General features: G+C 31.3%; 11 protein-coding genes. 8 read left to right on the top strand and 3 right to left on the bottom strand.

Features of this window, described 5'->3' with window-relative positions; translation table 11 throughout:
- Window positions 1-260: 260 nt before the first annotated feature.
- Window positions 261-1,679 (bottom strand): sensor histidine kinase, encoded by a 1,419-nt coding sequence (locus KI343_RS07770; protein ID WP_212925853.1) that lies wholly within the window; start codon window positions 1,677-1,679, stop codon window positions 261-263.
- Window positions 1,676-2,395, bottom strand: a complete 720-nt coding sequence (locus KI343_RS07765; RefSeq protein WP_244856851.1) for a response regulator transcription factor — start codon at window positions 2,393-2,395, stop codon at window positions 1,676-1,678. Before KI343_RS07765 ends, KI343_RS07770 begins: the two co-directional genes overlap by 4 nt.
- 159 nt (window positions 2,396-2,554) lie before the next feature.
- Between KI343_RS07765 and KI343_RS07760 the strand changes: the two genes are divergently transcribed.
- The 5 genes from KI343_RS07760 to KI343_RS07740 all read left to right on the top strand — a co-directional run bounded on the left by KI343_RS07760 (window position 2,555) and on the right by KI343_RS07740 (window position 6,099).
- Window positions 2,555-3,466 (top strand): ABC transporter ATP-binding protein, encoded by a 912-nt coding sequence (locus KI343_RS07760; protein ID WP_212925851.1) that lies wholly within the window; start codon window positions 2,555-2,557, stop codon window positions 3,464-3,466.
- A complete protein-coding gene (locus tag KI343_RS07755; RefSeq protein ID WP_212925850.1) occupies window positions 3,463-4,221 on the top strand; it encodes an ABC transporter permease in 759 nt (252 codons plus the stop codon). The genes KI343_RS07760 and KI343_RS07755 overlap by 4 nt, the downstream gene beginning before the upstream one ends.
- Window positions 4,222-4,235: 14 nt before the next feature.
- Window positions 4,236-4,973, top strand: coding sequence for an ABC transporter permease (locus KI343_RS07750; protein WP_244856818.1), 738 nt, complete (start codon window positions 4,236-4,238; stop codon window positions 4,971-4,973).
- A gap of 161 nt (window positions 4,974-5,134) precedes the next feature.
- Window positions 5,135-5,344, top strand: coding sequence for a plantaricin C family lantibiotic (locus tag KI343_RS07745; RefSeq protein WP_212925848.1), 210 nt, complete (start codon window positions 5,135-5,137; stop codon window positions 5,342-5,344).
- A gap of 107 nt (window positions 5,345-5,451) precedes the next feature.
- Window positions 5,452-6,099 (top strand): winged helix-turn-helix domain-containing protein, encoded by a 648-nt coding sequence (locus KI343_RS07740; RefSeq protein WP_212925847.1) that lies wholly within the window; start codon window positions 5,452-5,454, stop codon window positions 6,097-6,099.
- Between the two features lie 422 nt (window positions 6,100-6,521).
- Here the strand turns inward: KI343_RS07740 and KI343_RS07735 are convergent, their stop codons facing one another.
- The gene (locus KI343_RS07735) at window positions 6,522-7,097 is read right to left on the bottom strand and encodes a flavoprotein (RefSeq protein ID WP_212925846.1); all 576 of its coding nucleotides are present in this window, start codon (window positions 7,095-7,097) and stop codon (window positions 6,522-6,524) included.
- Window positions 7,098-7,336: 239 nt separating this feature from the next.
- On the opposite strand from KI343_RS07735, the gene KI343_RS07730 reads away from it, so the two are divergent.
- The 3 genes from KI343_RS07730 to KI343_RS07720 all read left to right on the top strand — a co-directional run bounded on the left by KI343_RS07730 (window position 7,337) and on the right by KI343_RS07720 (window position 14,709).
- Window positions 7,337-10,531 (top strand): type 2 lanthipeptide synthetase LanM family protein, encoded by a 3,195-nt coding sequence (locus tag KI343_RS07730; protein WP_212925845.1) that lies wholly within the window; start codon window positions 7,337-7,339, stop codon window positions 10,529-10,531.
- 51 nt (window positions 10,532-10,582) lie between these two features.
- Window positions 10,583-12,733 (top strand): peptidase domain-containing ABC transporter, encoded by a 2,151-nt coding sequence (locus KI343_RS07725; protein WP_212925844.1) that lies wholly within the window; start codon window positions 10,583-10,585, stop codon window positions 12,731-12,733.
- Between the two features lie 224 nt (window positions 12,734-12,957).
- A complete protein-coding gene (locus tag KI343_RS07720) occupies window positions 12,958-14,709 on the top strand; it encodes an ABC transporter ATP-binding protein (protein WP_212925843.1) in 1,752 nt (583 codons plus the stop codon).
- The last annotated feature ends 363 nt before the right edge of the window (window positions 14,710-15,072 follow it).

Here is a 15,072-nt window from a genome sequence, read left to right as displayed (position 1 = left end):
AGCACGTATTCTTACTAACTAATCTTGAATTCGTGCTGCTTTACTATTGTGAGGAATCATTTCTCTATTGTTTCTTATCGCAGTTTTAACATTCTAGCCCATCATTAGCAAAAACTATTTATAAGTTTTGAATAAACCCCTTTGTTTCCCACAACTCTTACAGACAACCATTGAAACACCTTCTTTTCAACTTATTATAAATATGAATTAAGTATAAAATTTTAATCTAAAAAGATAAATTGTTTGCTTAATCCAAACAGCTATTCTTGTAGTCTACGTGGTAATATAATATGAAATTGGGTTCCAATGTGCATCTTACTCTTTACTACTATATCTCCATCGTGAGCTAAAATAATTTGCTTTGCAATTGCCATTCCTAAACCAGTTCCAGAATTATTAGAAGAAGAATCTGTTCCGCGGAAATACTGATTAAATAATTGATTAACGGTTTCTTGATTCATCCCAATACCATCATCTTGTATAGTAATATGAATCTTTTCAGTTTCTTCATATAGTACGATTTTGATTTTAGTTTTTGGCGGATTATGCTTTATACAATTTGCAATTAAGTTTTCGAAGGCTCTTTTTAATAATTTAGTATCTATGTCAGATAATATTTGTTCCTTATTAGTATCAAAAGAAAAAATTTGACTACTTGCTTCGGGAAATTTCTTCATATGTTCTAGAATATCTTTTATAAAATTTCCTAGATTATTTTGTTCAAATTTTATAGGAATAGCACCATTTTTTAATTGAAAGGTTAAACTAAAATCTTCAATCAATTGTTCCATATATGCGACTCGTTCTTCCATTGTTTCGGCAAAGTTACGTACTTCATTCTTTTCCCAATTGTATTCACCCGAAGCTATAAGCATTGTATACCCCTTGATAGTTGATAATGGTGTCTTTAAGTCATGGGAGACTCCTGCCAACCACTCCTCTCTTGTCTTTTCTAATCGTTCTCTTTCCGCTTGACTCTGTTTTAAATTCGTTGTGAGCTTAGAAAGCGCCAACAATAATTCTTGGTAAACTTTGTGTTTTCCTCTATTTTGATTACGTTTTTTTGAATGTAACTTTAAGTGATAAGATGGTTCTTCATAATTTCCTTTTGATAAATTTTCAATCCAAGACATTACGAATAATAAAGGAGCTCCTAGCTGTTTCCCAAAAAATAAAGCAATAAAAATACCAATTACAATGATGGAAAGAATCCACAAATTATTTGCCCAATAAAAAAATGGATTGTTATTTGTTAGAGGCTTTCCCGTTACCCATGTCACTTCTTGTCCGTTAATAGTCTCAAACCATGTTGATAACTGATACCCATTATTTGCTGGATAAATATAATCAGATACTAATTCCCCAGGACTATAGTGTGCTTGAACTTCTCTTGGTTTATTAAATGAAAAAGTTTCATTCCCATTTTCATCTAATACCTGTAGCCACATATCATTGTTTTGCAGATCCTCTTTTACGGAATAATTAATATCAATTCTCTGGTTTTGAATTACCGTATCTTTTGCTATTGCTTCAATTGATAATTCCGATGTCTCTGTTTGATCGTGCCTGAGAAAAAAACTAAAAAGAATAATACTTACCCCAATTAATAGACCCCAAATAACAATTAACCAGAAGAGTCGTGATACGAAATAAAATGCTACTCTATTTTTTAGTTTCATGATGATTCCTTTGTTGTATCCAATTCAAATATATAACCTAGTCCTCTAACAGTTTTAATCAATAGGGGATTACTTGGATTTTCTTCCAATTTTTCACGCAAACGGTGCACATGAACCATTACAGTGTTATCGCCTCCATAATACTCACCCCATACATCACGATAAATTTGATGTTTACTTAAAACTTGATTAGGGTGTTCACAAAAGTAATGTAATAATTTCAGTTCTAACAGAGGACATTCTACTTGTCTTCCTTTAACGGTTAATTTCCCTTTATTTGAATCAATTTTAAAAAAGCCGTAATCGTATACTGTTTTCGTTAACTGGTTTGATTCTAATTGGTTGGAACGTTTTAATTGAGCTTTTACTCGTGCAACAACTTCTAGAGGGTTAAAAGGCTTTGTAATATAATCGTCTCCACCAATGCTAAATCCTTGTAGTTTGTCTAAATCCGTTGATTTAGCCGTCAAAAATAATATAGGAACTGATGTGTATGAACGAAGTTGGCTGCAAAGAGTGAATCCATCCGTGTCAGGCAACATAACATCCAATAGAAGAATATCCGGGTTATTTTTAGTCGTTTGAAACTTCGCTTCCTCTCCTGTGCTTGCTTTAAAGATATGTTGAAAACCTTCTTTTTCAAAGACTGTTGTTAATAAATCTAAAATGTAGGGGTCATCATCAATAATTAGAATGGAGTAGTCTTCTGTTTGAATTTGCAAAATTATATCCTCCTTTTCCATTGTTCTACTATTTTACACGACAATTAATGGCTTTGTAAAAGACTATATGCTTGTTAAGGAGATGTTAAGAAAGAGTTATGTTAGCGTTTAGGAAATTTCGATTATGATATTAGTAAGAGAGGTGAGAAAAGAATGAATGATCAAATTATTGTCACTGACAATCTAACAAAAAAGTTTAAGAAAAATATTTCTGTAGACGGAATAAACATGAGTATTGAGCGTGGTCAAATCTATGGTTTTTTAGGTCCGAATGGTGCTGGAAAAACGACAACCATACGAATGCTATTGGGGTTAATTAAGCCAACAAAAGGTAATATTAAAATTTTTAATCAAAATCTCAATAAAAACCGCATTCAAATATTACAGCGAATTGGCTCTTTGGTAGAGTCACCAACTTATTATGGTAATTTAACGGGGCGTGAAAATCTAGAAGCAGTTCGTCGATTGCGTAATATACCTGAAAAACGAGTGCATGAAGTCCTGGAAATTGTCCGGTTAACCAAAGTAGCAAATCGATTAACAAAAGAGTATTCTCTTGGAATGAAACAGCGACTTGGTATTGCTTCCGCACTACTCAGTGAGCCAGACTTATTAATTTTAGATGAGCCAACTAATGGTTTAGATCCGTCTGGAATACAAGAAATACGCGAACTAATTAAACAATTACCTGAATCTGGTATGAGCGTTCTTGTATCCAGCCACCTATTAAGCGAAATAGATCAAATGGCAACTGAAGTAGGGATTATCAATAACGGTAAAATGATTTTTCAAGATTCCATTGATCGCTTAAGGCATAAACGTAAGCCAATATTAAAAGTTGGTGTCAGCGATGGCAGGGAATCACATTCTATATTAAAAGGAAAAGGAATAAGTTCCCAATGGAAAAATGATTATTTATGGTTGGAAGAAACAAAACCTGAATTTGTATCTGAAATCAATGCAACACTTGTACAATCAGGGATATCGGTTTATCGTCTGGAAGAAGTTACAAAGTCACTGGAAGATATCTTTTTAGAATTAACAGGTACTGAGGGTAGCCTATGAAACATTTACTAAAGGCCGATAAAATTAAATTGAAACGTTCCTCATTGCCAATTATTATTTTATTGGTTCCATTTCTTATCTTAGCTTATGAACTAGTAAATCTCACTTATCGAGGGGATTTTGTAGAAAAGCAGGCTGAAATGTTCCAAGCTGATTCAATGTGGACCTATTTATTGTATGATAACAGTTTATTATTCGGACTGGGCTTTCCTTTAGCTGCAACACTTGCGGCATCCATTATAGCAAATGTTGAACATCAAGCGAATGGATGGAAACAGACTTTGTCGCTACCAATATCACGAGTGAGAGTTTACTTAAGTAAGTTTAGTTGGCTTTTCATTAGCCTTTTCTTTTCAACCACTATTTTTATGCTTGGTATGTTTTTGCTAGGAAACATGTTGGGTTTTGAAGGGCGCACTCCTTGGAAGTATTTGATCGGGGATAGTTATAGTATGTTGGTAGTTATTTTACCAATCATGTCAGTACAATTTTGGTTATCCATGACAGTAAAAAATCAAGCATTTTCAATCCTGATTGGAGCAGTTTCTTCCATGATGGGTCTTTTTCTAGCAGCTGCTCAAACGACTAGATGGTTCCCCTTAGCTTATCCTAGCCAAGCATCGACAGTTATTTTGCAATATGAAGGTTTAGGCTATAATCAGGATCTTTCAGCCTATCTTGTTATCAGTTTCTGTTTAGGTATTATCTTATTGGTTCTCGGATCAATTCAATTTGCTAAACGAGAAGTCAAATAAGAACTGGAGGGATTATGTTGAAGGATATTTTATATGTTGAGCGATTAAAATTAAAAAGATCTAAAATGTGGCTAATTTATATCATTGGTCCATTATTAGGAGTATTTCTAGCCTATATCAACTTTTTTAAGAATTATGATTTATTTATGAATCCAGGGGATAATGCTTGGATTGAGGCATGGACACAAGTTGCATTATTTATGGGGCCATTTGTATTGCCCATATTGGTTGGGGTGTATGCCGCGCTTATTTGCAGAAGTGAACATGTTGGAGGTGGGTGGAAACAACTATTAGCATTACCAATTAGTCATTCAAATATATTTTTCGGTAAATTTTTAACTATTATCAAAATGATTGTCATTACTATGCTTATCCTAATGATATTATTTATTAGTTTTGGATATTTAATCGGGATGGATGGAAATTTACCGGTTTTTACATTATTGGGATATATGATTAGAGGTATATTGGCATGTCTGCCCTTGGTGGTTTTACAATTGATTATATCAATCCGTTCTAAAACCTTTGGCATTCCACTTGCAGTTACGATTGTTTTTACACTACCAGCGATTATTGTAGCAAGTACGCCATTAGGTCAATTTTACCCATGGACACAGCCAATGTTAGCAATGTCTCCAGAAGACGAATCACCCATTCAATCATATCTTTTATTCTATACTTTATTGATTGTGACTTTTTCAATCTTACTTTTTTATGGTTTAAGAAATTTTGCTAAAAGAGATACAATTTAATATTTTAACATAAGAGAAGCAGTTATGAAACTTACGTGAATGGATATTAAAAATCCTTAAGGACAAGATTTTAAGATTAGTTCATATATACTGTAAGCACTTCCATTCCAGAGTAAAAAGCCTGTATATTAATAATATACTAAATAAGGAGGTGACTTATAATGAGTAAAGAAGCTATGATTAATTCTTGGAAAGATCCACTTGCACGTGAGAATGCATCTACTCAAAATCCAGCTGGAAATCCATTCAATGAGTTAGAGGAAGCTCAAATGGATAAAGTAGTTGGGGCAGGAGACATGGAAGCTGCTTGTACTTGGACACTACCTGGCGGAGGCGGTGTTTGTACACTAACTTCTGAATGTATTTGCTGATTTTTCTAACAAAGGCTGTTTTTCTTTTATGGAAAATCAGTCTTTGTTTTTTTATTATATGCAAAACTAATGAAGTTTATACGGCTTTAATTGTGAGGAGGAGAAATATGAAGAAAAAAATTCTCATTTATTCAGAAAACGGCTATTTTACCGGCTTTACAAATCATATACTAACACCTCACGGAGTAGAAATAATAAGGATTAATGATTTTGGAGAATTAAAGCAGAAAATAGATGAAGCTAATTTTCTAGCAGTAATACTTGATACTTGTGTATCAAATGACTTTATCTTAAAAATAATGGGGGAAGTAAAATGTCCTTTAATTATTTTAGATTCCTTACAAACGCACATTTCAGAACATTTTAATCCTTCTCCAGTAATAGAACTAATGAGTGGATTTTCAATTGATAAAAAGAATTTTGTTGAAATAGCTCCTTCAACGTTCTTTGATATTGGTAAACATTGTATATGGAAAAATGGAGAATATACACCTTTAGCTATACAGGAATTCAAAATACTTTATTTACTATACTTAAATATTAATAATACTGTCTCATCTGAAGAATTAATAAGTTATGCCGACCTTACTAGTAGAGCAAGTTTATATGTATATATAAATGCACTTAGAGAAAAAGTGGAGAGGAATCCTGGATACCCTAAAATTATTCAAACCAAATTTGGAAAAGGATATATTATAACGGATCAGCAGGATAGTACAGATAAAAAGAATGAATCTGATGAATTCGTTATCTGAATTATATCTTCGAGGGAGAAAAGATACATATGATGTGGATTTAGAGAGTTTGATTGATTTGATTGAATTTCTATCTTTTGAAAGTTGAGCAAAATATTAAGTTCATAAAGAAGGTGATTAGTGAATTAATAAATATCACTTAGGATAGCTTTAGTTTTAATTAATACATAATCCCTTAATTCTCAGTTAATCCTATTGAAGTAAGATAAATAAATTCTGTTTTCTATTTCGGTTTTTAGTTACTAATTTTAAATATTGTTTAATGGAATGGTTGAGAGATTACATAATTTAAAATAATATTAACATCTAATCATAAATACAACTCATAATTATCACATAACTCATCTACTGATAAAAAAGTTGTTTAAAACTAACCATCTCATTAGTCATGAGATTAGTTTTAAACAACTCTTTTGAAAAAACTATAAATTTCCTTCTCTTTTTTGAATAACTTCTCCAATCTTGATAAGGGCTTTGTCAGGTGAAACCATAGCTCGGTTTGTCTTCCTAGTACCACTTGAAACTTCATAAGCTAATATTTCTACGGGATCTACAACAATATGACCGTCTTTTCTAATTTGTTCTATATTTCTAGATGTGATATTTTTTTGCCACATTGATTCATTCATTGTTGGAAATAAAATAGTACTATGAGAGTGAGCTAATACAGTAGTAGTAAGTAAGTTCATAGCTAAACCATTGGCTATTTGTCCAACTATATTAGCTGTAGCAGGAATAATACAATAAGCATCAGCCCAACGACCAATTGTCATGTGATTGTGTTTTATTTCTTTATCTCCATTTTCTGTGTAAACCTGATATCCAAAATAAGAAATAGTACTGGCTGGAATAATTTCTTCTGCCGTAGGAGTCATAACTACTCTAATTTCCTTAAAGTAATTATTAAAGTATAAAAGATATGAAGAAATACCAGCTGCCGAAATCGCTCCTGACATTCCAATTAATAGTTTCTTATTTTTAAATATTGAAAAATCCATTAATATCTCTCCTTTATTTTTATCAAATTACCGATTCTATGGATTTGGATACGTGAGTAAGTACGACACCTTAAGTAATTATACAATAAACTTTTTGTGAAATAATGTTGCAAATCAAATATTAATTTTCTTTAATATATAATTTTAAAAAACCATTTAAATCCATGTATGATTATTCCAACAAATAAAAAGCTCTGATAAAGTTGTATGTAAATACTATATAAAAGAGGTGTAAATTCATGCAGACTCAGCCTAAACAATTTGACAAATGGAATAAATCAGCAGCATTAAATGAAAGGGTTATCAATCACGCATTCAATAAGAATTGGGAAAGTATCACCTATAAAAGATTAGATAGATGGAAAAAAATAGTAGAAAGTGATGAAGGTATTAGTCTAAATGAAGTATTAGCTACTTATCAAATTGATGAGGACGGGTTAAAGGACATACTTTCTACGAAAAATGTTCAATTACTGAATTATAGTAATCATCAAGAATGGATAGAGATCATAGAAGCAGTGAGTGAACAATCTTTTCAAGATGTGAAAATAAACCCTAGACAAAATATAATATTTTTTAATTTTGTTAAACCATTTCTCCAAACAGCTAAAGGAATGCTCGAGGAAAAGTTGATAGATGACAAACAGATGAGTTTTTATAATATGGAGCAAAATTATTTTAATTCATCAGTTATAGAAGAATTGCTAGACGATTTAGCTAAATCACTAGCATCCATAAGTAGTAGAACACTGATATTAGAATTAAATGTAGCAAGGGTATCCAATCAACTAAAAGGAAAAACTTCAGAGGAAAGAGCAACTTATTATAATGAAGTTATGCTAAATGATGAAGAATATTTACAATCCATAAGAGAAGAGTATCTTGTTTTATCTCGATTGCTTGCTATAAAAACGAAATACTGGATTCAGAACACTTATGATATTTTATGTCGATTTTATAAAGACAAACCTCTCTTAGAAACGAACTTTAATGAAGGTAAGCCATTAGGAACTGTTGTATCAATTGATACAGGTAGCGATGTTTCAGACTCACATAATGAAGGAAAAACAGTTGCTATTTTTACTTTTAAAGAAAACACAAAAATTGTTTATAAACCACGTTCACTAGAAGTCGATGAAAAGTTTAATGATTTTATCAATTATTTGAACAGTATAGGACTAAAATACAAATTAAAAACAGTTCGTACTATAAATAAAGGCTCCTATGGTTGGTCAGAATTTATTCAACACAAAGAATGTCAAGAAACCAAAGAATTAAACGGATTCTATCGACGTATTGGAAGCTATTTAGCTATTTTATATGCCTTAAATGCTGTGGATTTTCATCACCAAAATTTAATTGCTCAAGGAGAGTATCCTGTATTAATAGATTTAGAATCTTTATTTCATAATAATTCTAGATATTCAGATTCAAGCGCATTTAGTAAAGCACAAGATAAGATTGAACAATCTGTATTAAGAATTGGATTATTGCCTCGAAAAATCGGTAGTAAGGACGGGATAGAAGGTATTGACTTAAGTGGCCTAGGAGCACAAGAAGGACAAGTTTCTCCACACAAAACGACTGTAATTGTTGATAGAGATAAAGATACTATTCGGATAGAGGAAAGAAATTATCCGATTCCAGTCAGCCATCATAGACCAATGATGCGTGGAAAGCCAATAAATGCTGCTGATTACGAAGAAGATATAATTGTTGGGTTTAAAGAAACTTACAGTTATTTTATGAATCATAAAGAAGATCTTCTAGAAAGTATAGACAGATTTAAAGACGTAACAGTTAGGCAAATATTAAGAGGTACCTCTCGCTATGCGAATCTTCTTAGAATCAGTTTGCATCCAGATTTTATGAGAGATGGTTTGGATCGTGAAATGATTCTTGGTAAACTATGGCTTGACACTAAATTAAATCCATACTTAAAACATGTAGTGCATAGCGAAAAAAATGATTTATTTTCAGGAGATATTCCATATTTTTATAGTAAACCTAAGTCTACACATCTTTGGAATTCCAAAGATAATATAATAAATCATTACTTTAAAACATGTGCATTAAAAGAAATACAAACAAAAATTAACAATTTAAATAAAATTGATTGTGATGAACAAATTAGCTTTATAAGAACAGCTATTTTAGTTATTAAAGATGACAACCATAAACAAAAATATTTAAATAAAAATATAAAGAAATCTTTCCAGCCTAATGACTTTTTACAAGAAGCTATTAAAATAGGGGAATATTTAGCAAAAAGAGCGGTTGAGGGAGAACAAGATGGTAAAAAAGATCTTTCATGGATTGGATCATTTGTTGACAATAAGCGTGAAGATCAATTTAAAATAAGTCCAACAAATAGCACATTATATGAGGGGGTGAGTGGTATATCGCTATTCTTTGCATATTTAGGCTATCATACAAATAGTGAGTATTTTACTGAGATTTCAAAGCAATCTCTTGTTCCTGTTTTAAAAAATATACCTTCTTCAATAGATATTGGTGCATTTGGAGGTATTGCTTCTTATCTTTATTTATTAGACCACCTTTCTCTCCTATGGAATGATGAACAACTGATTTTAGATGCACTTCATCCATCTCTTGATAAACTTGAGAACCTAATTGAAAAGGATAATAATAATGATATTTTAACTGGGGCTGCAGGAACTGCAATCGTATTGTGTAATCTTTATAAAAGGTATAAAAATAAAAGAATTTATTCTCTTATAAAAAAATGTGGAGATCAATTGATTGATAATCTCCATGTTATGGAAGTTGGCGTAGGTTGGAAAGTAGAAGCAAACCCACAACCAGCATCAGGATTTGCTCATGGTGCATCAGGAATTATATGGGCACTATATGAAATTTACAGATTAACAAATGACCCTGTTTATAAAAAAGTGGCTGATAAAGGTTTAGAATTTGAAAAAACCCTTTTCGTTTCAGAAAGGAATAATTGGGCAGACATTAAGCTTAACGATGGAAGTTTCCGTCATGAGAACTTTGTTGCGTGGTGTAATGGTGCAGCAGGGATTGGGCTAAGTCGATTATTACTCTTACCATACAATCAGCAAGAGCACATTAGAAATGATGCAAAAATTGCAATGGAAAAAACATTAGAAAGTGGTTTTGAACACGACCACTCGCTGTGTCATGGAGATTTGGGGAATTTAGATATTTTAACATATGGTGCGAAAGAGTTAAAAGATAGGGATTTAGAAATAAAAGCTAGTCAATTATCACATCAAATTTTATGGGATATTAAAAAAAGAGGCTGGTTAACTGGATTTGAAAAGAATAATGAATCACCATCTTTAATGATGGGTTATGCAGGAATTGGCCTGGGATTACTAAAAATATTCTCACCAACTCAGGTGCCATCGGTGTTAATGCTTCAATCTCCATTAGACTTAAACATTTAATGCATAAGTTGGGTCCTAAATTTAGGGCTCAACTTTTTAAGGAGTGTTGTTATGAAAAAAGTGCCTTTGTTTAGACAAATGGGGCAACATGAATGTGGTCCTGCTTGTTTAACAATGATCTTGAATTACTATAATCGTCCAGTTTCGTTAAATAAAATAAGTGAGCAATGTGATGCCCAGAGAAATGGTGTATCAGTGACTACTTTAAAAAAGGTTTCTGAATACTATGGCTTGAATTGTAAAGTTTATCAAATAAATTCTAAAGATATTAATTCTGACATATCACATTGTTTTCCCTGTATTTTATTCTGGGACAATCAACACTTTGTAGTTTTAGAGAAGGTGAGAAATAATGAAGTGACAATTCTAGATCCTAATAAGGGAAAATTAAAGCTTAAAAGGCAAGAATTTGAATCTCATTATAGTGGCGTAATCTTGATTTTTAATAATACTAATATGAACACTGATATGACTTCTTTTTCAACTAAGCGTTTTTATTTACCTTATATCTTCGAAAATTGGGTTCTTATATCTGCTGTCCTCATTTTTTCTATTTTCACGCAAGGAGTGACTCTATTAACTTCTTTTTTAATTAAATATATACTTGATAATTCTATTTTAAATAATAATTCTTTAAGTATGTTGTCCCTATTAGGATTAGGTATAATAACGTCTTTCCTCATGTTTAGTATTTTTGTACTTTTACGTAAATATTTTGAGATAAAATTACAAGCGAAACTAAGTAAAAACCTATCTACTGATTTTATGGAACATTTGGTAAAGTTACCAATAAAATTTTTTGAAAGCCGAACAACCGGTGATATAACAATGAGAATAAATAATATTACAATGATTCGTGAGATATTAGCAAAAAGCGGCATAACTATTTTGCTCGATATTATTACACTCATTATATTCTTTATAGCAATGTTAACTATATCTATTAAACTAGCATTTGTAGCAATTGGGTTAGCCTTTATTCAATTTTTTTTGGTTGTTATACTTATTCCAAAAACTAAGGATTTTATCCGTAATGATTTATCTTCTCAAACAGCAACACAAAGTTTTTTAGTGGAATCGTTAAGGGCAATCCCTTTTATAAAATCTAATGGTTTAGATCAAGCTATTGTAGATAGATGGTCTTATTATAATAATAGGCAAATTAGTATGTTTACTAAACGATATCTTTTGGATGCTGTAATAGAAACTATTGTTATAACAATTCGATTTTGTACTCCTCTAATTTTACTTTGGGTTGGGTCAAGAGAGGTGATTTACGGAAATTTATCTTTAGGAAGTTTAGTAGGGTTGGGTGTATTAGGGCTGTTTTTAGTAATACCTGTTTCATCTGTTATTACAAATATTAGACAGTTTCAAATGATGGATGACATTTTTGAGAGAACCAAAGACGTCTTGGAGACGAAGCAAGAAAATTATAATCACAAACAACTAGATTTTGAACTTTCGAATCAAGATATAAAATTAAAAAATATAACATTTACTCATCAGAAGGTCAACATAATTAAAAATATTTCACTAGATATTAATGCTGGTAGCAAAGTAGCTTTAGTAGGACGTACAGGGAGTGGGAAAACAACTCTATCTCGAATAATATTGGGACTTTATCAACCAACAAACGGAGAAGTATTGATTGGAGATAAAAATTTAATTGATTTAAATTTAACTGATTTTCGTAAACAAACAGGTGCTGTTTTGCAAGATAGTTTCCTTTTTAATGATACTATTCGTAATAATATATCTGGATTTAAGGATATACCACAACAAGCGATTGAAAGGGCTACAAAAAAAGTTAAATTAGACGAGGAAATCGCAAACATGCCAATGGGATATAATACAATAATCGGAGAAAATGGATCAATGTTATCTGGCGGCCAACGCCAACGCTTAGCTATTGCAAGAGCAATTGTCCATAATCCTTCTGTTGTTATTTTAGATGAGATAACTAGCAATCTTGATACTGCAACCGAGCAGCATATTGATGACTATATCGATCAATTAGATATTACAAGAATTATGATTACCCATCGGCTTCAGAGTACTAAAAATGCGGATTTAATAGTTGTTTTAAGTCAAGGAGAAATAGTAGAAAAAGGTACTCATAAAGAATTATTACGACAAAAAGGCGAATATTATTATCTTTGGAATAAAAAAAATAGTGAAAAGATTAATATTAATGAATAACTAGAAAATCTATAAGAATTATTTAATATAAACTCTCTTGTATAGAATAGCGTTTATCTTGCCACAGTCTTTAATCTTCTTTTATACATATTATTTACTATAACAGTTTTTAATCAATCATTATTAAAGTTCTGAGAAAATTAATTCTTTATGCTTCTTATTTAATAAAATTATTAACCATTCAAGGCTAAGTTTATAAATTCAAATAAACAGGAGAATGCAAAATGGATAAAAAAGATGGAATCAAACCATTTACTTCTCTCTTACTATCAACAAATATATCAAAGGTAGCATTAACATTAGGTTTACTCGGTAGTATTGCGTCAATATTTGTGGGTCTTTTAATACCACTATTTACAAAGGAATTGATAGATAATTTTTCTATGGATTCTATAAGTACGAGTTTCATCATTTTGATTATAGTGGCTTTTATACTTCAAGGAATCATTGATGGATTCTCGACTTATATGCTGACTGCAATCGGGCAAAAAATAATTTCACGATTAAGAGAATTTATATGGTTAAAAGTACTTCGATTACCGGTAAGCTATTTCGATGAGAACTCAACAGGAGAAATTATAAGTCGTGTTGTAAATGATACAGGAGTAGTTAAAGATTTAATTTCACATCATTTTCCTCAATTTATTTCGGGAATTATATCTATTATTGGAGCAGTAAGTATACTTTTAATAATGGATTGGAAAATGACTTTATTAATGTTGGTTTCTGTTCCGGTAACAGTTTTTATTATGATCCCACTAGGAAATAAAATGAAGGAGGTTTCACGTGGACTACAAGATGAAACAGCGATATTTACAGGTAATATTCAACAAACTCTTAGCGAGATACGGTTAATGAAAGCCTCAACAGCTGAGTCTGTTGAAAAAAAGCAAGGAATAACAGGCATTCATAAAATGCTTAAATTTGGTTTAAAAGAGGCACAGATTGTCTCATTAATCAGCCCAATTATGTATCTAGTCATGACAGCAGTGATTGTCGGAGTTATTGGTTATGGTGGAGTTAGAGTTGTGGATGGTTCACTGTCAACGGGTTCATTAGTCGCTTTCCTGTTATATCTCTTTCAAATTATTATGCCAGTTACTACATTTACAATGTTTTTCACCCAACTACAAAAAGCAACAGCTGCAACAAGTCGTATTATTGAAATTCTGGAACTACCTCAAGAAATGAGTCAAATCGAGATAGAGATAGATATATCTGATAAACCAGTTAGAGTATTAAATATTTGCTTCTCCTACCATAAACATGGATCAGTTTTAAAAGATATTTCATTTACAGCACAACCTGGAGAAAAAATTGCATTTGTTGGTCCCAGCGGTGGAGGAAAAACGACTTTATTTAGTTTGCTGGAGCGTTACTATGAACCAAACTCTGGAGATATTAAGATAGGCAATACCCCGATAAAAGACATATCTTTAAAGTCATGGCGCAGTCAAATTGGATATGTTTCTCAAGAAAATTCTATGATTACAGGAACTATTCGAGATAATCTATTATATGGTTTAAGTAGAAAGAAAAATACGCCCGATGAAATATTATGGAAAGTTATCCAAATGGCTTACTCTGATCAATTTATTATAGATTTTCCTGAAGGACTGGACACAACAGTGGGAGAACGTGGAATGAATTTATCCATGGGTCAAAAACAGCGTATTAATATTGCACGTGCATTTCTCCGAGATCCTAAAATATTACTGTTGGATGAAGCAACTGCAAGCCTAGACAGTCAATCAGAACTGATAGTCCAAGAAGCATTATTACAATTAATGACGGGTCGCACAACTTTTATTATAGCTCATCGTTTATCAACAATTCTTGATGCGGATAAAATTATCTTTATTGAAAAAGGTGAAATAACTGGTAGTGGAAGCCATCAGGATCTATTACAACATCATGCTTTATATCGAGAGTTTGTAGAACAACAGACACAAAATATTAAAATACTATCCGAATGAGTTATGTTATATTTTGTTTCTTATAGTTCTAAATAAGTGTTATTTATATTTCCTTTTTTAACTACCAATATTTTTGATTTAAATTTCATTACTTTTTTTACAGTCCTTAATCACACGAGAATAATCTTCACCTGACAATTTTATTTTTACCTTTAAACATGATGTAGAGGTTATTTTCAATTGGTCAATTTTATATCATCTTTTTCAAAATATTGAAAAGAAGATCGTAAAAAAACAAATTATCAATAAGGATGAAATCAAAAAGCAGCAGTTGGTTGTATGTAGCCGTTGTTTTCTTCTTTGTTGAATTTCTGTATCTCTATCTAATTTTTAATATTTTTTATCTAGATCAAAGAACTTTCT

It is taken from the genome of Oceanobacillus sp. J11TS1 (assembly GCF_018333215.1).
GTDB lineage: Bacteria > Bacillota > Bacilli > Bacillales > Amphibacillaceae > Oceanobacillus.
Note: the sequence above shows the minus strand (reverse complement) of the source record. Positions and strands in the feature narration are given on the sequence as shown.

Coding starts and splice junctions, on each gene's coding strand:
- KI343_RS07745 (WP_212925848.1), top strand. CDS start 5,135: ATGAGTAAAGAAGCTATGATTAATTCTTGGAAAGATCCACTTGCACGT.
- KI343_RS07720 (WP_212925843.1), top strand. CDS start 12,958: ATGGATAAAAAAGATGGAATCAAACCATTTACTTCTCTCTTACTATCA.
- KI343_RS07725 (WP_212925844.1), top strand. CDS start 10,583: ATGAAAAAAGTGCCTTTGTTTAGACAAATGGGGCAACATGAATGTGGT.
- KI343_RS07730 (WP_212925845.1), top strand. CDS start 7,337: ATGCAGACTCAGCCTAAACAATTTGACAAATGGAATAAATCAGCAGCA.
- KI343_RS07735 (WP_212925846.1), bottom strand. CDS start 7,097: ATGGATTTTTCAATATTTAAAAATAAGAAACTATTAATTGGAATGTCA.
- KI343_RS07740 (WP_212925847.1), top strand. CDS start 5,452: ATGAAGAAAAAAATTCTCATTTATTCAGAAAACGGCTATTTTACCGGC.
- KI343_RS07755 (WP_212925850.1), top strand. CDS start 3,463: ATGAAACATTTACTAAAGGCCGATAAAATTAAATTGAAACGTTCCTCA.
- KI343_RS07760 (WP_212925851.1), top strand. CDS start 2,555: ATGAATGATCAAATTATTGTCACTGACAATCTAACAAAAAAGTTTAAG.
- KI343_RS07770 (WP_212925853.1), bottom strand. CDS start 1,679: ATGAAACTAAAAAATAGAGTAGCATTTTATTTCGTATCACGACTCTTC.
- KI343_RS07750 (WP_244856818.1), top strand. CDS start 4,236: ATGTTGAAGGATATTTTATATGTTGAGCGATTAAAATTAAAAAGATCT.